At 59.2% G+C, this 18,313-nt stretch carries 18 protein-coding genes; 9 read left to right on the top strand and 9 right to left on the bottom strand.

The genetic code is table 11. The features are described 5' to 3' along the window. Positions 1-36 precede the first annotated feature (36 nt). From NLU14_RS07180 to rmf, 4 genes are all read left to right on the top strand, one after another. Positions 37-1,773 carry a GGDEF and EAL domain-containing protein gene (locus NLU14_RS07180; RefSeq protein ID WP_275705525.1) on the top strand — a complete coding sequence of 579 codons (1,737 nt, stop codon included), beginning with the start codon at positions 37-39 and terminating at the stop codon, positions 1,771-1,773. A 47-nt stretch (positions 1,774-1,820) separates the two neighbouring features. After that, complete coding sequence (locus NLU14_RS07175; RefSeq protein WP_275705524.1) at positions 1,821-4,163, top strand: Tex family protein; 2,343 nt, start codon at positions 1,821-1,823, stop codon at positions 4,161-4,163. A 67-nt stretch (positions 4,164-4,230) separates the two neighbouring features. After that, positions 4,231-5,784, top strand: a complete 1,554-nt coding sequence (gene gshA, locus NLU14_RS07170) for a glutamate--cysteine ligase (protein ID WP_275705523.1) — start codon at positions 4,231-4,233, stop codon at positions 5,782-5,784. 147 nt (positions 5,785-5,931) lie between these two features. Further along, the gene (gene rmf / locus NLU14_RS07165; protein WP_275705522.1) at positions 5,932-6,144 is read left to right on the top strand and encodes a ribosome modulation factor; all 213 of its coding nucleotides are present in this window, start codon (positions 5,932-5,934) and stop codon (positions 6,142-6,144) included. Between the two features lie 38 nt (positions 6,145-6,182). On the opposite strand, the gene NLU14_RS07160 is transcribed toward rmf, so the two are convergent. After that, positions 6,183-6,635 (bottom strand): flagellar basal body-associated FliL family protein, encoded by a 453-nt coding sequence (locus NLU14_RS07160; protein ID WP_275705521.1) that lies wholly within the window; start codon positions 6,633-6,635, stop codon positions 6,183-6,185. 164 nt (positions 6,636-6,799) lie between these two features. On the opposite strand from NLU14_RS07160, the gene NLU14_RS07155 reads away from it, so the two are divergent. Together NLU14_RS07155 and rsd are read left to right on the top strand one after the other, a co-directional pair. Then, on the top strand, positions 6,800-7,306 hold the full coding sequence (locus NLU14_RS07155) for a disulfide bond formation protein B (RefSeq protein WP_275705519.1): 507 nt from the start codon (positions 6,800-6,802) through the stop codon (positions 7,304-7,306). 89 nt (positions 7,307-7,395) lie between these two features. Continuing rightward, complete coding sequence (gene rsd, locus NLU14_RS07150; protein ID WP_275705518.1) at positions 7,396-7,878, top strand: sigma D regulator; 483 nt, start codon at positions 7,396-7,398, stop codon at positions 7,876-7,878. Between the two features lie 66 nt (positions 7,879-7,944). Here rsd and NLU14_RS07145 read toward each other — a convergent pair whose 3' ends face one another. The 3 genes from NLU14_RS07145 to NLU14_RS23100 form a co-directional block, all read right to left on the bottom strand. Beyond that, a complete protein-coding gene (locus tag NLU14_RS07145) occupies positions 7,945-8,655 on the bottom strand; it encodes a BamJ family beta-barrel-assembly machinery protein (protein WP_275705517.1) in 711 nt (236 codons plus the stop codon). A gap of 107 nt (positions 8,656-8,762) precedes the next feature. Next, a complete protein-coding gene (locus tag NLU14_RS07140; protein ID WP_275705516.1) occupies positions 8,763-9,149 on the bottom strand; it encodes a DUF4124 domain-containing protein in 387 nt (128 codons plus the stop codon). Further along, positions 9,143-9,673, bottom strand: coding sequence for a DUF2390 domain-containing protein (locus NLU14_RS23100; RefSeq protein WP_420845045.1), 531 nt, complete (start codon positions 9,671-9,673; stop codon positions 9,143-9,145). Before NLU14_RS23100 ends, NLU14_RS07140 begins: the two co-directional genes overlap by 7 nt. Positions 9,674-9,721: 48 nt before the next feature. Between NLU14_RS23100 and NLU14_RS07135 the strand changes: the two genes are divergently transcribed. Then, positions 9,722-11,686 carry an ATP-binding cassette domain-containing protein gene (locus NLU14_RS07135; protein WP_275705515.1) on the top strand — a complete coding sequence of 655 codons (1,965 nt, stop codon included), beginning with the start codon at positions 9,722-9,724 and terminating at the stop codon, positions 11,684-11,686. Here the strand turns inward: NLU14_RS07135 and ppx are convergent. After that, on the bottom strand, positions 11,683-13,194 hold the full coding sequence (ppx, locus tag NLU14_RS07130; RefSeq protein WP_275705514.1) for an exopolyphosphatase: 1,512 nt from the start codon (positions 13,192-13,194) through the stop codon (positions 11,683-11,685). The two genes, NLU14_RS07135 and ppx, sit on opposite strands and share 4 nt — an antisense overlap. Before the next feature lie 373 nt (positions 13,195-13,567). On the opposite strand from ppx, the gene trxA reads away from it, so the two are divergent. Beyond that, positions 13,568-13,894 (top strand): thioredoxin TrxA, encoded by a 327-nt coding sequence (gene trxA / locus NLU14_RS07125; RefSeq protein ID WP_007153552.1) that lies wholly within the window; start codon positions 13,568-13,570, stop codon positions 13,892-13,894. 236 nt (positions 13,895-14,130) lie between these two features. Here trxA and NLU14_RS07120 read toward each other — a convergent pair whose 3' ends face one another. From NLU14_RS07120 to moaB, 4 genes are read right to left on the bottom strand one after another with little or no spacing between them, the layout of a single operon-like run. Then, positions 14,131-14,577, bottom strand: coding sequence for a molybdenum cofactor biosynthesis protein MoaE (locus NLU14_RS07120; protein ID WP_275705513.1), 447 nt, complete (start codon positions 14,575-14,577; stop codon positions 14,131-14,133). 1 nt (position 14,578) lies between these two features. Beyond that, positions 14,579-14,842: a molybdopterin converting factor subunit 1 gene (gene moaD / locus NLU14_RS07115; protein ID WP_275705512.1), complete on the bottom strand. Its 264-nt coding sequence runs from the start codon at positions 14,840-14,842 to the stop codon at positions 14,579-14,581. A 2-nt stretch (positions 14,843-14,844) separates the two neighbouring features. After that, positions 14,845-16,059, bottom strand: a complete 1,215-nt coding sequence (locus NLU14_RS07110; protein WP_275705511.1) for a molybdopterin molybdotransferase MoeA — start codon at positions 16,057-16,059, stop codon at positions 14,845-14,847. A 3-nt stretch (positions 16,060-16,062) separates the two neighbouring features. After that, positions 16,063-16,635: a molybdenum cofactor biosynthesis protein B gene (gene moaB, locus NLU14_RS07105; RefSeq protein WP_275705510.1), complete on the bottom strand. Its 573-nt coding sequence runs from the start codon at positions 16,633-16,635 to the stop codon at positions 16,063-16,065. A 368-nt stretch (positions 16,636-17,003) separates the two neighbouring features. Here moaB and rho point away from each other — a divergent pair, with 368 nt between their 5' ends. Then, a complete protein-coding gene (rho, locus tag NLU14_RS07100) occupies positions 17,004-18,266 on the top strand; it encodes a transcription termination factor Rho (protein ID WP_275705509.1) in 1,263 nt (420 codons plus the stop codon). Positions 18,267-18,313: the final 47 nt, after the last annotated feature.

The raw sequence follows: 18,313 nt of genomic DNA, 5'->3' as shown, positions 1-18,313 counted from the left end.
GGAGATGTTTGATCACGAGGAACGGGACGCTTCTTGATGACCCTGGCAGTAAAAAAACTCAACCCAGGCCATGTGCGGCTGCTGGTGCTGACTCCGGAGTATTCGGACTTTCTCTGGCTGGGCGCTCTCCTGTCCCGCGACAGTGAAATGGAACCGGACCTGACCTGGTGTCCGGACCTGATTGATTGTGATGACCTGATACGCAACACTCACTTTGACGTTATTCTCTGGGACTGTGTTTTTCACGGCGGCTCCGAAGACGCCTTCCTGCAGTACCTGTCGGTGTCCAGCAACGAGAAGCCGGTTCTGGCCCTGAGTGCCGAGACGGCATCCGAGCGGGCTCCCGAACTCTTTGCCAACGGAGCATCCGACTACCTCTGCCGCCAGACCCTGGACCACTGGGGGCTGCGCCGGGCGGTTCGCTGCCTGTGGTACCGGCAACAACTGTCGGAGTCCGCCCACGGCCAACTGGGCCGGGAAGTCGCCAGTGGCTTTATCAACCGTGACCTGTTTTTTGATCGTCTGCAACAGGCCTTGCTGAGGGCGGAACGAGCCAGCCAGAGACTGGCGCTGCTGCACATTAACCTGGATGATTTTCGTAGCTTCAATGAATCCTTCGGCTACCAGAAAAGTGACCAGATCATGCTGAAGCTGGCGGAGCGGCTGCGCCAGAACCTCAGAAGGGTGGATTCGCTGATGCGAATTGGTGGTGACGAGTTTGCCATCATTATCGAAAAGGTAGAGGACTCCCTGGATATCACCCAGATTATCCGCAAGATTGTTAACGCGCTGGGTGAGTCGCTGAGTATCGACGGACAGAATGTCGTGGTCAGCGCCAGCCTGGGCGTGGCCACCTATCCGGAGGCGGGCGACAGCCCGGAGAACCTGTTGCGACGTGCCAACCGCGCCATGTTCGAGGCCAAGCGCGATCCGGGCACCAGCTACCGTTTCTACGACCGGCAATTGCACATTACGGCGGGCTACCAGCTACGCCTGGAGGCCGATCTGCGCAATGCCCTTCGGGGTAATGAACTGGAGGTGTATTACCAGCCGCGAATTGATCTGGCGTCCGAGGAAGTTCGTGGTGTCGAATGCCTGCTGCGATGGAACCATCCGGAACGGGGGCTGGTGGGCCCGGACGAGTTTATTCCGGTGGCCGAGCGCAGCGGGCTGATTGTGCCTATCGGTTACTGGGTGATTGAGCAGGCCTGCAAGCGTCTGCAGGAATGTTCGGAGTTGGGTCATCCGGGGCTGGTGTTTGCGGTGAATCTCTCTTTCCGCCAGTTCCATGACCGTAAGATGACGGAAACCATTTTCCGCATTATCTTCAACGCCAACATCGATACCAGTCTGCTGGAACTGGAACTCACCGAAAGCGCCATGATGCACGACCCGGAATACGCCCAGCGATGCCTGCGCGAGCTCAACCAGTTGGGTATCAGCTTTGCCCTGGATGACTTCGGTACCGGTTTTTCCTCCCTTAGCAATCTTCAGCACCTGCCAATCTCTCTCGTTAAAATCGACAAGTCCTTTGTTCAGGAACTGGGCCAGTCCGCCGATGCCGAGCACATCATCCGCGCCATTATCAGCCTGGCCCACAGCCTGCAGATCAGCGTTGTAGCAGAAGGCGTGGAGACCGAAGGGCAGTTGGAATTCCTGCGCCAGCAACACTGTGATGAAATCCAGGGTTATTACTACGCCCGCCCCATGCCCTGGAAAGATCTTGTTCAATTCCTGGACAACCGTAGCCAGTCTGCTTGCCTGCAGCAATAAGCCGCTGTACCTTTGCGCTTTGACTCGTAAGCATCAGATGAGGTTGCATGAACAGTATCATCAGGCGCATTGCTGACGAACTGGGTGTTCGTGAACAGCAGGTTAATGCCACCGTGGAAATGCTGGATGGTGGTGCCACCGTTCCTTTTATTGCCCGTTACCGCAAGGAAGTTACCGGTTCGCTGGACGACAGCCAGTTGCGTACCCTGGAAGATCGCCTGCGCTATCTGCGGGAACTGGAAGACCGCCGGTCCACCATCCTCAAAAGCATCGAGGAGCAGGGCAAGCTGACCGATGAACTGCGTGCCAGCATCGATGCGGCGGACACCAAGAACCGCCTGGAAGACCTTTACCTGCCCTACAAGCCCAAACGCCGCACCAAAGCTCAGATTGCCCGTGAGGCAGGGCTGGAGCCCCTGGCCGATGCGCTTTATGACGACCCGACACTGGAGCCGGAGAGAACAGCGGAAGGCTACCTGAACGAGGATGCCGGCATCACCGACACCAAGGCGGCCCTCGATGGCGCCCGTTATATCCTCATGGAACGTTTTGCCGAGGACGCGGAACTGCTGGGTGAGTTGCGTGACTTCATTTGGCAGCAGGGCCAGCTCAAGGTCACCGTGGTGGCAGGCAAGGAGAACGAAGGCGCTAAGTTCCGGGACTACTTCGACCACGTCGAGCCCCTGAAAAAAGTACCCTCCCACCGTGCCCTGGCGATTCTGCGGGGCCGCAATGAAGGCGTGCTGACCTACTCCATCGTGGTTGGCGACGGCGAAGACGACCGCCGCCAGCCACATCCCGCGGAACAGCGCATTGCCGCGCGCTGGAGAATTCGCGATAACGGCCGGGCTGCTGACCGCTGGCTGTCGGAAGTGGTGCGCTGGACCTGGCGGGTGAAGCTCTCGACCCAGATTGAAACCGACCTGATGGCCCAGGTGCGGGAAGCGGCGGAAACCGAGGCCATCAACGTGTTCGCTGCCAATCTCAAGGACTTGCTGCTGTTGGCGCCCGCCGGCCCGCGCCCGACCCTGGGGCTGGACCCTGGCCTGCGGACTGGCGTGAAGGTAGCCATCATTGACGGCACCGGCCAGGTAGTGGGCCATGGTGGCATTTTCCCACACGCGCCCCGCAACCAGTGGGACCAGTCCATCGAGCAGTTGGCCAAATGGTGTCGTCAGTACAGCATTGAACTGATTGCCATCGGTAACGGTACCGCGTCCCGCGAGACCGAAAAGCTGGTGGCGGATCTATGCAAGCGCTACCCGGAACTGAAGCTGGCGCGGATCGTGGTCAGCGAGTCCGGCGCCTCTATCTACTCCGCCTCCGAGTTTGCCTCCCGCGAACTACCGGACCTGGACGTCACCATCCGCGGTGCCGTGTCCATTGCCCGCCGCCTGCAGGATCCACTGGCAGAAATGGTGAAAATCGAACCCAAGTCCATCGGCGTGGGCCAGTACCAGCACGACGTGTCACAGGTGCAGCTGGCCCGCAGCCTGGATGCAGTGGTGGAAGACTGTGTTAACGGCGTGGGGGTGGATCTCAATACAGCCTCTATTCCCCTGCTGGCACGGGTGTCGGGCCTGAACCAGAATATTGCCCAGAACATTGTCGATTTCCGTAACCAGAATGGCGTATTCCGTGACCGTAAGCAGTTGCTTAAAGTGTCGCGACTCGGTGACCGCACCTTTGAGCAGGCGGCCGGCTTCCTGCGAATCGCCAGTGGCGACAACCCGCTGGACCGTTCGTCGGTTCACCCGGAGGCCTATGGCGTGGTTGAAGCCATTGCCCGCAAGAACAACCGCAAGGTGGAGGGCGTCATTGGTGACGCCGCCTTCCTGCGCTCGCTGAACCCGCAGGATTACGTCACCGAACAGTTTGGTCTACCGACCATAAAGGATATTATTACGGAACTGGAAAAGCCGGGCCGGGATCCGCGCCCGGAATTCCGTTTTGCCAGCTTCGAGGAAGGGGTGGAAACCCTTAATGACCTGAAGCCGGGAATGGTGCTGGAGGGCTCGGTTACCAATGTCACGAACTTCGGCGCGTTTGTGGATATCGGCGTTCATCAGGACGGACTGGTGCATATTTCAGCCTTGTCCAACACCTTTGTGAAAGATCCCAGGGAAGTGGTCAAGGCCGGGGATATCGTCAAGGTGAAAGTGATGGACGTGGACATCCCCAGAAAGCGGATTGCGCTTTCCATGCGTATGGATGACCAGCCGGGCGAGAAGTCCGACAATCGTGCCGGCTCTGGTGGCAACCGCAGGGATGGTGGCGGCAAGCCGTCTGCCAGGAATGACCGCCAGAAGGGCAGTGACAGCCCTCAAAAGGGTGCCATGGCCGGAGCGCTTGCGCAGGCGTTGGCATCAGCCCGTAAAGACGGCCGTTGATCCGCGCCGTTACACACTATACTCATGGCCGCCGGTGATCCCGGGGCCATCCCAGCAGGAGTCATTCATGGGTGAATCCCGCCATCAGCTTTTTCAGCAGTTCACGGCCAGCCAGTGGACAGGGTTCAGGAAGGGCGTGGAGAAAGAGGGCCTGCGGGTCGATCGCAACGGCTTTATCGCCCAGACTCCGCATCCGCGTGCGCTGGGCTCCACGCTCACCCACCCGCGAATCACCACGGACTACTCCGAAGCCCTGCTTGAGCTGATTACACCGGTGTTCGACACCACTCGCGGAATGCTGGATTCGCTCCGGGATATTCACCGGTACGTACAGCACAACCTGGGCGATGAAGTGTTCTGGGCCGCCAGTATGCCCTGTGAGCTGGACGGCGACGCAAGCATTCCCATCGCGGAATACGGTACGGCCAATATCGGGCGCCTAAAGCATGTCTATCGCCAGGGGCTGGCGGTACGCTATGGGCGCATGATGCAGAGCATTGCCGGCGCCCATTACAACCTGTCGTTGCCAGAGAGCTTCTGGCGCCTGTGGCAACAGGCTCTTGGTAACCAGCAAAGTTTGCAGGACTTCAAGTCAGACCAGTACTTCTGGCTGATCCGCAATTTCCGCCGCCGTAGCTGGCTGCTGATGTTGCTGTTCGGAGCCTCCCCGGCGCTGGATGCCAGTTTTGTGGCGGGTGTACGTCATGACCTGGCCCGGTTCAGTGGCGACACCTGGTATGGCCGGAATGCCACTTCCCTGCGCATGGGGGATCTGGGTTACCACAACAATGCCCAGGCCTCGCTGAATATCTGTTTTAACGAGCTGAAGACCTACACAGACACCCTGTTCCGGGCCATCCATACCCCCTGGCCGCCCTACGAAGAGATCGGCACCCGGCGTGACGGCGAGTTTATCCAGATCAATACCAGCGTGCTGCAGATCGAGAACGAGTACTACAGCGCGGTGCGCCCCAAGCGCACGACCGAGCGGGAAGAAAAGCCGATTCAGGCCCTGGAATCCCGTGGTGTGGAGTACATCGAAGTGCGTTGCCTGGACCTGGACCCGTTCTCCCCGGTGGGCGTCAACGAAAGCCAGATCGACTTCCTCGACCTGTTTCTGTTGGACTGCCTGCTCTGCGACAGCCCGCGCATTGACGATGCCGAATGCGACCGCCTGGATGACAATTATCAGGACGTCGTGGCGCAGGGCCGGGATCCTGATCTGACCCTTTGTCGTGCTGGAGAGAGAGTCCGGGTTGGTGACGCCGCCACCGGTATACTGGATCGTCTGGCGCCACTGGCCGAACAGCTTGACGGCTGGAACGGTGACAACACCTATCGGCGCGCGCTTGACGATCAGCGGGCCAAGCTGGACGATCCGCTTCAGGTGCCATCAGCACGGGTACTGGATGCCATGGAGCGCTCCGGCATGGGGCACCGTGAGTGGGGGCTGGAAATGTCCCGGCAGCATCAGCAGACACTTCGTGAGGAAGGGCTGTCGCCGGAGGTGATGGCCGCCTTCGAAAAAATGACAGCCGACTCCCTCGCCGAGCAGGCTGAAATGGAACACGCGGAAAACCAGCCATTTGGCGAATTTCTGGAGCAATACCTGCGCTCATGAGCCGGGTGAAAAACACTCGTTCACATTCTTCCCGGACCTGTCGCACAGAAACGTGATAAACGTTTGTCACTTTCTGTTAGCGCTGTTAATTTCTGTAAACAGAAAGGCACCATCTGATGGTGGCTGACAGGTAAAGGGAGAACCGGCATGGCCAGAGACATCAAGCTGGGATGGGATGTGGAATCCCTGAACAAAGCCTATCGCCAGGGCTACATGGCCGCCTCCATGGGCATGGAGCGCAGCCGCTGTCCGTACCGTGGTGAGGTCGTTGTCGCTGCCTGGGAGGCGGGCTGGGAAGACGCTGAACAGGTTGCCGGTGAGGTACAGCCTGCCGATGACCTGTTCTCTCGCATCGCCTGACATCCTTTCCCGCTTTCCGCCCGGTGGTGTGCCGGCTGTTACTTCTGTACGACAAATTCGGTGAATAGCACGCCGGTGATGCGCTCGCCGGTCTGCTGTTCTTCCAGTACCGCGTTAATCCGCTGTGTGGCCTCTTCCCGCAACGCCTGTTGCCCCTCGTTTCCAGACAGTCGGTCAGTGTCGGTCTGCTCCCCAAACAGCATGACCAGCTCATGGCGCAGTCTTGGCATGTGGGCCTCCACCGCGGGGCGAGTGGTCTCCTTTGATGCTCTCAGGGTAACGGCGGCCTTCAGGTAGGTGAGCTTGGTATCCGGCTCCCCCACATGGGTAACGAAGGAAGGATCCATTTCGATGTAGTCGGTGATTGCCGGTTCTTCCTGCTGTTCCTGAGTCTCCTCTTCTCCTTCCGGCTCCTCCTGGGCAAGGGCCACCGGGGCCAGGGTAAGCGTGAAAACCAGAGTTAGCAGAAAGTGCTTTAGCTTAAGTCTCATAGGCTTGAAGTTCGTGTTGGTTTAAGGTTTAGTGGCTGGGCACCTGCCGGTGCCTCCTGATGCTGGGAGAATAGCAGGCTAGATGCGTGGTTGCAGCATCCGGTGCTTCAGCCGCCCAAGGCAGAATGAAATACCTGACCCGAACGTTGATCCGAGGTACGCACTTGAATTCCAGAGCTGTCTTTTTCCTGATATTCCTGCTTTGCGCCGGGCTACTTGGTGTGGCCTTTTACATGGAACATGTGATGGGGCTGGAACCCTGCCCGTTGTGCTGGTTGCAGCGCTTCGGTTTCATGGCCGCGGGTCTTGTCAGCCTGCTGGCAGCCCTTCACGGCCCCCGTGGCTTCGGCGTTAGGGTTTACGGTCTGTTGCTGGTGGTAAGCGCCGGCGCCGGCCTCGGGGTTGCGGGGCGCCAGCTGTGGCTTCAAAGCCTGCCGGCCGATCAGGTTCCCGCTTGTGGCCCCTCGGTGGACTATATGCTGGATGTGTTGCCCTGGATGGAGGTACTGACCACTGCGCTGAAAGGCACCGGGGACTGCGCCGAAGTGACCTGGCGCTTCCTGGGGCTCAGTATTCCCGGCTGGACGGCCATCTTTTTCACCCTGCTGGTTGTCGCCGGCCTGGTTCTGCTGTTTCGGCCCGGCAGAAAGCGTGAGTGGATACAGGGCTGAAACGGTTGCGACGGACCGCTGGCATGGGGTAACTTGAGTTTCGATACAACAAGAATCAAACCAGAACCCGGTAACCGGAGAGAGGCGTCATGTTGGATAATTGCCGTAATGCCAGGGAGCGTTGGGGTGGTGTCAGCGAGCTGATTGACCGCTGGCTGAAAGAGAGGCAGGAGCTGCTGGTGCACTACTGCGAGCTGTCTGCTGCCACGGATTACTCCCAAACGGATGCGCTGCGCGCCAAGTTTGTCAGGCTGTGTGAGGTGTTGGTGGATTATGTCTCGGCAGGGCACTTCGAGATATATGAGCAACTGGTGCAGGAAGCCCGGGAATTCAACGACGGCGGGCTTGAGCTCGCGGCAAAGCTGTATCCGAAGATAGAACAGACCACGGAAACGGCGCTGAACTTCAATGACCGGTTGAACGGTCAGTCATTGACGGAAAACGAAGTGCGCGATTTGTTCCAGCAGTTGTCAGAACTGGGCGAAACCCTGGAAAATCGATTTGAGATGGAAGATTTCCTGATCGAGCATCTGCACAACGCCCATGCCGACAAGGTGATGTCCTCCGCCTGAATACCAGGCGAGAGTCTTCCCCCGCATCATAGAGTGAAGCGGGGGAAGAAACGGTAATGGCGCGGTTTATTCCGGATTGATTTCCAGCAGTTCCACGTCAAACACCAGGGTTTCATTGGGTCCGATCCGCTGGTTTCCACCTGGGCCGTAAGCCAGTTCCGATGGAATGTAGAGCTTGGCCCTGCTGCCTTCCGACATCAGTTGCAGACCTTCCGTCCAGCCAGGGATGACCTGGTTCAGTCCGAACGTCACCGGCTCGCCGCGCTCGCGGGAGCTGTCGAACACCTCTCCCGAAATCAATTCGCCAGTGTAGTGCACACGTACCCGGTCTTCAGCCGTTGGCTTGGCGCCCTCGCCCTCTTCCAGAATTTCATACTGCAGTCCGGAGTCAGTGGTTTTAACGCCTTCTCGCTTGGCGTTCTCGGCCAGGAACTCTTCACCGGCCTCAAGGTTTTTCTTTGCCAGTTCTTCCGCCTTGGCCGATTCCTGCTCCTGGAGCTGGGTCTGGTAGGCCATCAGGGCTTCCTGGATTTCTTCGCGGCTCATGCGCGTCTGCTCATCATCACCGGCGTGGCCGTGCTGGATGCCTTGCAGGAACTGCTCCATTTTCAGGTTTGGCAGATCATTACTCATTCTCTGGCCCATCACCAGGCCCATGCCGTAGCTGACTTTCTCGTCAGTGGATTCCAGTGCGGGGTCTTCCGGAGCAGCGTCCTGAGGAGAGGAGCAGCCTGCCATGACACCGGCAACTGTTAGTGCGATCAGGGTTTTTCTCATTACATCGTCCTTAGTCGTACTAGTCATTGAATGATCGGGAACGCACAGAAGGTAACGGGTTCTGTCGCCAGATGCCACTGAACATGTGTTAAGGAAGGAGGGTAACCTCAACTGCCGTTGTTGGCGGTGTCCGGCGCGAGAGAAAAGGGCGCATGGTAGGGGGACTGCCAGTCTGTCTCGGGGTCAGGCATGGGCGGGCGTACTCTCTTGCTTTCCGATCGCTCTATGGCCAGGGCGTTCCAGGGGCCTTGTGCCGGTGGTTTGTCGGCATAATGCCAACTGCCGTCGCTGTCCTGCCATTTGAAGACGATATCCGGGCCTTCTGTTGGAACCGGCGAAGGAACCAACCCCTCGAAAGCCGGAATTTCCGTGTTGGTTTCCGCTTTGGCGGGTTTGCTCGTGGTTTCCGCAGGGTCGTTCAGGCCGAAAAACATCAACGCCACCAAAACGCCCAGTGCGGGAAACGCCAGCCGGATTAGCCATTTCATCAACATGGCCTTTTATCTCCCTCAACGAGTGTCGACAGTTCTCTGGTCAATGTGTCCAGCATGCTGCCGGTCCCGTTATCCAATGTCTTATCCGGTGCCGCGGCGAGAAGGTTGCTCCGGGCCAGACTGGCCGTTGGCTTCTCACCGTTGCCTGTTTGTTTGTCTGAAATCAGAGCCTGATAAGCCAGCGCCAACTCTACTCGCTCCGCTTCTAGTTCACTATGGGCAACGCATTCCCTCACAATAGCAGTGCAGGGGTTGTTTTTAGTAATGTATTTCCTCGCGGACCTGAGTGGCTCGGTAACATGGTTTCGCCATTCGATCACCGTCTGGCTCTCCAGGCCGGAAAATGTTCTGCCCAATGAGGCCAGCCAGCCCGCGCACAGAATCCGGGTAACGCTCCAGCCACAGTCCTGCAGCTCCAGACACGTTTCCCGTGCCGGGGATGAGGCCCAGAATCGGCAGGCAAAATGCCATAACGGGTTTTCCGGATCAGCATCCTCAGGTATCTTGCTCCCGCTACACGACATAGGACCTCTGCCGGTTCCTTATCAAATATTCCCTGATACCATTACGCTATGTTAACGATAACCGATCTCAGTTTACAACGGGGTGGCGTCTGGTTGCTAGAAGCCGTCAACCTGACCATCCAGCCTGGCCAACGGGTGGCGATAGTCGGTGCCAATGGCGCTGGCAAGTCCAGTTTGTTCCAGTTATTGCTGGGACAGCTGTCGCCGGAGCAGGGTAGCGCGTCGTTGCCCGGTGGATGCCGGATTGCCCACATGGCTCAGGAGGTCGCCGCCTCGCCCCGCAGTGCCCGGGATTTTGTGCTGGACGGTGACCACGACCTGCGGCGGATGGAGGCAGAACTGGCCGCCGCGGAAGAGCGTGGGGACGACCACACCATTGCCCGTATCCATGGCGAACTGGACGTCCACGAAGCCTGGTCCGCGCCGCGCCGGGCGGAAACCCTGCTGCGGGGGCTGGGGTTTTCGGATGCCGATGCTGACCGGCCGGTGTCTTCGTTCTCAGGCGGCTGGCGGATCCGCCTGAACCTGGCCCAGGCGCTGATGCGCCCCTCGGACCTGTTGCTGCTGGACGAACCCACCAACCACCTGGACCTGGACGCCTGTCTATGGCTGGAAAACTGGCTGCGGCGTTACGAGGGTACCCTGCTGTTCATTTCCCACGACCGGGATTTCATGGATCGTGTGGCGACACACCTGGTGCATTTCGATCAACGAAGACTGGACCTGTATACGGGTAATTACTCAGCGTTCGAAACCCAACGCAGCGAACGTATCGCCCAGCAGCAGGCCGGCTATGAGCGCCAGCAGGCCAGAATCGCTGAGATCCAGCGTTTCATCGACCGATTCAAGGCCAAGGCCACCAAGGCCCGGCAGGCCCAGAGCCGGGTCAAGGCGCTGGAGCGCATGGAAAAAATTGCCCCGGCCCATGTGGACTCGCCGTTCAGTTTTGAGTTTCCGATGGCCGACAAGGTATCTAACCCGCTGCTGTCCATTCGCAACGGCGCCGCCGGCTATGGTGAAACCGTTGTCCTGGACGGGATTAAACTGTCCCTGCTGCCCGGTAGCCGCATTGGCCTTCTGGGGCCCAACGGTGCTGGCAAGTCCACCCTGATGGATGCCCTGAGGGGTGAAGGCACACTGATTCGCGGCGAACGGACGACTGGGGAACACCTGGCCATCGGTTACTTTGCCCAGCACCAGTTGGAGTCGCTGGACCTGGACGCCAGCCCCTTCCTGCATCTGCAGCGGCTGGCTCCAAGGGCATCCGAGCAAGGTATTCGCAACTTCCTTGGTGGTTTCGACTTCCATGGTGACGAGGCCCTGAGCGCGATCGGTTCTTTTTCCGGCGGCGAAAAGGCCCGGGTGGCCCTGGCGGTGATTGCCTGGCAAAAGCCCAACCTGCTGCTGCTCGATGAGCCCACCAACCACCTCGACCTGGAAATGCGCCAGGCCCTGACCATGGCCCTGCAGAACTTTGAGGGTGCCATTGTGGTGGTCTCCCACGATCGCCACCTGTTGCGCAATACCGTGGATGATTTCTGGCTGGTGAATGATGGCCGGGTGACCGAATACGACGGCGACCTGGAAGACTACGAACGTTGGCTGGCCGACCGGCGCAAGGATGAAACCGAAGCGCCCCGCCGTGAGAACGGCAGTACCCCGGCAGCCGGAAACCAGGGAACTGCCGCTGGTGCGGCAGCGAGCGGTGCCGGTGAGAACGCGGAAGACCGCAAGACCCGTAAACGGGTAGAGGCAGCCATTCGCCAGAAGCTGAGCCCCTATCGTAAGCAACAGGTTGCGCTGGAGAAGGAAATGGACAGTCTCCAGTCCACCCTGGTGACACTGGAGCAGGAACTTTCCGATCCGGACCTCTACTCCGATCAGGGCAAGCAGACGCTGAAAGAACTCCTGGGCAGGCAGGCCAGCGCCAAGAGCCGCCTGGCGGATGTGGAGGCCGAGTGGCTTGAAATAAGTGAAACCGTGGAAAGCCTTGAGGCCGAACTGACGGCCTAGATGTTCACCTCAAGCCTGAAATCCTGTTTGGCCAGGTACTCACGTTCGTTTTCAAGGTCTGCAAGGGTCAGGGGGCGCTCATCCAGCCAGCCTGAGGTGAACTCCACGGCAAGGCCGTTGTTTGAAGGGTGCAGGCAAAACTCCGGCGGCTGCTCGTGATTCCGAGGATGCTGCAGCAGTACGGCCAGGCGCACCAGCACGCACAGGTAGCGCAAGCGGGGAACGTCCTCCGGGTCCAGCCCTTCAAAAATGGCGGAAGAGAACTTGCGCCGGTGCCCGCGGACCAATGTCGCCAGGTCGCGCTGGAACTGCTGGCTGAAGCCGGGCAGGTCAGAATAGCGCAGCAGGTAGGCACCGTGTTTGTGGTATTGGCTGTGTGAAATGGTCAGGCCGATTTCGTGCAACCGGCAGGCCCAGCGCAGCACCTCCTCGTCGGCGGGCGTATTCAGCGCCCAGGTGTCGGCCACCTGCCGCCAGGCCGCGATGGCGGTGTTCTCAACGGCAGTGCCGTGCTCCTGGTCCACATGGTAACGCTCCTGCAGGGCCTGGATGGTCCTTTCGCGCACATCCTCGTGCTGAATCCGGCCGGCAATGTCGTACAGCAGGCCTTCCCGCAGGGCGCCATCAGCGAACGTCATTTCCGATATCTGAAGCGACTGGAAGGCACCCATCAGGATGGCAAATCCGGCCGGGAAAATGCTCTGGCGGTCAGTGCGCACGCCCAGGTCACCAAGCTTCTCCACCTTGCCCATATCCACCAGACGTTTCCTGAGCTCGGCCATGGCCTCCGTGGTAATGGTGCCATCGGTAATCTTGAGACTGGCCAGCACACTGGCAATGGCCTTGATGGAACCGGACGACCCCACGGCACTCTGCCAGCCCTTGTTACGGAAGTGCTGGCGGATATTGAGCAACTCCTGCTCGGCGTGGGTGACGGCCCTGTCCATCTGTTTGCGGGTAATCTTGCCATCGGGGAAGTAACGGTTGCGGAACGACACACAGCCCATGTGCAGGCTTTCCAGCTCCTGGGGCTCGAAACGTTCCCCGATAATGAACTCCGTGCTGCCGCCGCCAATATCAATCACCAGACGCCGCCCGCTGTCATCCGAGAGGGTGTGGGACACGCCCAGGTAGATCAGGCGCGCTTCTTCCCGCCCGGCGATGATCTCCACCGGGTATCCCAATACTTCCTCCGCCCGGGCCATGAACTCCTGGGTATTGCGCGCCACCCGCAGGGCGTTGGTGCCCACAACCTGAACCGCCTCCGGCGGCATGCCCTGCAGCCTCTGGGCGAACCGGCTGAGGCAGGCCAGGGCACGCTGCTGGGCTTCCTCGGTAAGGCGGTTATAACTGTCCAGGCCAGCCCCGAGCTGAACCTTCTCCCCCATCTTCTCGAGAGTACGAATTTCACCGTGAACCAGGCGGGCGACCACCATGTGGAAACTGTTGGAGCCCATATCAATTGCTGCGAGCAGTTCTGGCGGGGTGGCGGAGGAGTTGGCCGTCACGTGTATTGAATTCCTTCTGCCAGGCCCTAAATAGAGGGGAGGGAGCTTGAAAGGCCGCAGGCCGGAAAGCCCGGAAGCGGTCATAAACGGTCATTTGCCACTGGGATGGCAGGCGGAAACCGCCGTACATGGTGATTACTATAAGCGATATGCCGTGTAACGCAATGGGACCTCATCGCTCAGAATGAGGGTAATCCGAAGTGCCGGGTTGGAACGAAGCGCTTCACATACGCCTGACCAATCGCGTAAAGTATCGCATACAATAATTTAGGAAATCGGTTGCCCCAAGCCTTTTTCGGCAACTGTCAGAACAGTCAACAGCATCATCCATGCGGCCGTGGCCGATGGTGGGTGCACGAATCGGGAAACTGAAATGAGCGGAAATATTGTAAACGTTACAGATGCCTCCTTTGAGCAGGACGTACTGCAGTCAGACGTACCGGTACTGGTGGACTACTGGGCAGAATGGTGCGGCCCGTGCAAGATGATTGCACCGGTACTGGAAGAAATGGCCGAAGAGTACGAAGGCAAACTGAAAGTCTGCAAACTGAACATCGACGAAAACGAGCAGACACCGCCCAAGTTCAACATCCGCGGCATCCCCACGCTGATGCTGTTCAAGAACGGCAACGTGGACGCCACCAAAGTGGGCGCACTGTCCAAGTCACAACTGGCCGCGTTCCTCGACAGCAATCTCTGATAGCTGCCAACGGCCAAAACCGCCCCTGGACTGATGTTCACGGGCGGTTTTTTATTGCCATAAATCGATCCGAAGGATCTTGAAGGCAACTCTGCACCAGGCGAGTAATGCCATCTCCCCTTCCGAAAATGTGCGGAGCCATGGATGGCGGAGCCCAAGCGTACACGGACGTATTCAAAGCGTTTTTCGGAAGGGGAGATGGTATTACTTGCCGTCTGGCAGAAGGTTTCGACGGATTACTCCCAACTCCGAGTCCGGTCCAGGTCAGCAGCTCTCTGCTCAACCCAGTGCTCACTGTCGCCAGTAATCTCCTTCTTCCAGAACGGCGCCGACGTCTTCAAAGCATCCATAATGAACTCACAGGCCGCAAACGCATCCCCACGGTGGGCACTGCAAACCCCCACAAACACAATCTGCTCACCCAAAGACAGATACCCCACCCGGTGGATAATCCGCGCTTCATGCACATCCCAGCGCCCGGACGCCTCACGAACCAGCCCCTCGATAACCTGCTCCGTCATCCCGGGATAATGCTCCAGAAACAGCCCCGTCACACCATCCAGGTCACCACTGTCACGCACCAGGCCGGTAAACGTCGCAATAGCTCCGGTACCGGAACCAGAGCCACGGAGTGCGCGGTATTCTTCTGCAGGATCAAAATCCTGTTGCTGCACACGAATCACGTCAGCCCCCTGTCACCGGCGGGAAAAATGCCACCTCATCGCCCGGTTGCAGCACCTTGTCCGGTTTTGTCATCACCTGATTGACCGCAATCATCACCGGTAGCGCGCCGTCCAGCTGAGCCCAGTTTCCGCCCTTGCCAGCGAGATCATGAAGCAACCGGCCTGCTGTCAGCCCCGGTTCGGCCTCAACCGTCAACGTGGCGGTATCCAGTTCCTCCCTCAGGCGGGCGAAAAACTTCACAGTAATGGTATTGTTCGTGGCCATGGTTATTCCAATAGCTCCGCAAATGAGTAGTAAGTGACAGGGTCACCGAGGGCAAGGGTAGCGTTCTCCGGCACCACGGCCAGCCCGTCAGCCCAACAAGCCGAACTCAGAACACCAGAGCTCTGGTTGGGGGAGGCGTGGACGACCGGACCTTCATCACCGATGCCCTTGCGGGCGCGGACATACTCCCGACGAACCGAAGGCTTCTCGATCGAAAACCCGGCGGGCATTTGTTCGCCATGGCCCGAAATGGCCGTCCGGCCCTGGCAGGCGCGTATCAGCGGCATTCCCACCACCAGGAAAGTAACCAGCACTGACGCCGGGTTGCCGGGCAGGCCCAGTACCGGGGTATCGCCAATGCTGCCAAAAGCCAGGGGTTTGCCCGGTTTCATGGCCATGCGCCACAGCGACAGGCCGCCGGCCTCCTCCAGCACTGCCCGTACGTGGTCTTCCTCACCCACCGACACGCCACCGCTGGTGATGATCAGGTCGGCCTCCGCTGCTGCCCGCTCAAGAGTGCTGCGGGTCGCTTCCCGGGTGTCCTTCAGGGTTTCACAGAGCACCACCGCGCAGCCTGCTTTCGCCAGCAGCCCCAGCATTGTATAGCGATTGCTGTTATAGATCTGTCCGGGGCCCAGTGGTTGTCCGGGGTCCACCAACTCGTCGCCGGTGGTCAGAATGGCGACCTTCAGTTTTGCGTAAACAGTAACGTCTGCCACACCGATGGAACCCAGCAGGCCCATTTCCTGGGGACGGATCCTGGTGCCTGCCGCCAGCGCCAGTTCGCCCCGGGCCAGATCCTGGCCACGGCGACGGATATTCTGGCCTTCGCTTACCGGGGCATTGACGGTGATGCTGTCCCCGGACACGCTGACTCGCTCCTGCATGATGACCGAGTCCGCCCCAGAAGGAATTTCCGAGCCGGTAAAGATGCGCACGGCCGTTCCAGGTTCGAGGGCTCCGGGCGCTTCGCCGGCGGCTACCCGGCCGGACACCGGCAACGGAGTTTCACCGGCAAGATCCCTTGCGCGCACGGCGTAACCATCGACCGCGCTGTTGTCCGCGGGTGGTACGTCCTCCGGCACCCTGTAGTCTGTTGCCAGAACACGATCCAGGCTATCCACCAGGGCGACTGTTTCGGTGCGGGCAACCGGGCGGGCCTGTCCGACAAGGTGGTTAATGGCATCATCAACGGGGGTCAGCTCAGAACTTGCCATGGATTATCGCTCCGAACGCTCGCCAATGACCTGATTGATCCGGTTAAGAGGCTTGTCCGGCTTGCCCAGGGCCAGGGCCGAGAAGTTGCAGGGGCCGTGGCGGCTGTCCAGTTGGCTGACCAGAATGCCGTTCCAGCCCGTGCGGCACGCACTTGTGGAACCGGGCAGGCAGAAAACCACCGTGTGATTGGCCAACCCTCCAAAGGCACGGGACTGAATCGTGGAGGAGCCAATCTCGCTGGCGGAAAGCCGGCGGAACTCCTCACCGAAGCCATCGATGGCCTTGTCCAGCAACGGGGCGACGGCTTCCGGTGTGCTGTCGCGCTCATGGAAGCCGGTGCCGCCAGTGATGAGTGCCACGTTGATCTCCGGGTCTGCAATCCAGCCTGACATCAGCGCGCGTATGAGATAGACATCGTCCGGCAGGATGCGTCGGGCAACCAGCCGATGGCCTGCTTCAACGATGCTGTTTTCCAGGAACCGCCCCGACGAGTCTTCCGCTTCACCACGGCTGTCAGACACCGTTAGCAAAGCGATGTTCAAGGGTTCCAGTTCGACGGTGGTGTCGCTGCTCATGGGTGCTCTCCGAAGTCTTTAAGGTCTGTCTGACAGTATCCTCATTGGGAATGCTGAATGGAAGGGGAGTAACCCATCAGAGGGAGGTGATCCGGTGCCGGGATGGACCGATATGGCTGAAAAACCGGAAATCGGTGCAAAAGTGCGCAACATCACTTGACATTGGTACGCAAGGTGGCTGATGATCCCTCTTGCCCGGCGAACGGTTGTTCTTCCTGTCTCTGGCTTCAGTACTTTTCCGGACTCCATCTACACCGGTTGCTCCATCTGGCCAGCACCAAGATCAACGCATATCCGATCAATCCGTTCAGGGGCGTCCCTGTCATTCCAATGTTCGTTTACTTCCATTCCTGACAATCTAACAACCTATGAATCTTACTGAACTCAAGCAGAAATCCGTGCCCGAATTGCTCGATATTGCGCAAGAGATGGGCCTCGACAACCTTGCCCGTTCGCGCAAACAGGATGTCATCTTCACAATCCTGAAGAAGCATGCAAAAAGCGGCGAAGACATTTACGGTGATGGCGTACTGGAAATTCTGCAGGACGGTTTCGGCTTTCTGCGATCCGCCGACGCTTCCTACCTGGCCGGCCCGGACGACATCTACGTTTCACCCAGCCAGATCCGCCGTTTCAACCTGCGGACTGGCGATACCGTTGCCGGCAAGATCCGCCCGCCGAAGGATGGCGAGCGCTACTTTGCCCTGTTGAAAGTTAACGAGATTAACTTCGACAAACCGGACAACGCCCGTAACAAGATCCTGTTCGAGAACCTGACACCGCTGTTCCCGGACGAGCGTCTGATGCTCGAGGCGGGCAACGGCAGTACCGAGGACCTGTCCTCACGTGTACTCGACCTGATCGCCCCCATCGGCAAAGGCCAGCGCGGCCTGATCGTCTCCCCACCCAAGGCCGGTAAAACGCTGCTGATGCAGGGCATCGCCCAATCCATCACCCGCAACAGTCCGGAGTGCCATGTGATGGTGCTGCTGATTGACGAGCGTCCGGAAGAAGTGACCGAGATGCAGCGTACCGTGCGTGGTGAAGTAATCGCCTCCACCTTCGACGAGCCACCGGCCCGTCACGTGCAGGTGGCGGAGATGGTCATCGAGAAGGCCAAGCGCCTGGTTGAGCACAAGAAGGATGTGGTGATCCTGCTGGACTCCATCACCCGTCTGGCCCGTGCCTACAACACCGTGATCCCTTCCTCCGGCAAGGTTCTGACCGGTGGTGTGGATGCCCACGCCCTTGAGAAGCCAAAGCGTTTCTTCGGTGCCGCCCGTAACGTGGAGGAGGGCGGAAGCCTGACCATCCTTGCAACGGCGCTTGTGGATACCGGTTCCAAGATGGACGAGGTTATCTACGAGGAGTTCAAGGGCACCGGCAACATGGAGGTGCACCTGGATCGCAAGATTGCCGAGCGTCGCGTTTACCCGGCGATGAACATCCGCCGTTCCGGTACCCGCCGCGAGGACCTGCTGATGAGCGAGGCGGATATCCAGCGTATCTGGATTCTGCGTAAGCTGCTGCACTCCATGGACGACGACACCGGCGCCATCGAGTTCCTGCTCGACAAGCTGCGTGAAACCAAGACCAACGACGAGTTCTTCCAGTCGATGAAACGCCGCTAGGTTTTGGTCTGAGCCCTCTTTGCGCACTGACTTGGGGGGCTTGCAAT

Origin of the sequence: Marinobacter iranensis (assembly GCF_029207565.1) — a bacterium.
Lineage (GTDB): Bacteria > Pseudomonadota > Gammaproteobacteria > Pseudomonadales > Oleiphilaceae > Marinobacter > Marinobacter iranensis.
Note: the sequence above shows the minus strand (reverse complement) of the source record. Positions and strands in the feature narration are given on the sequence as shown.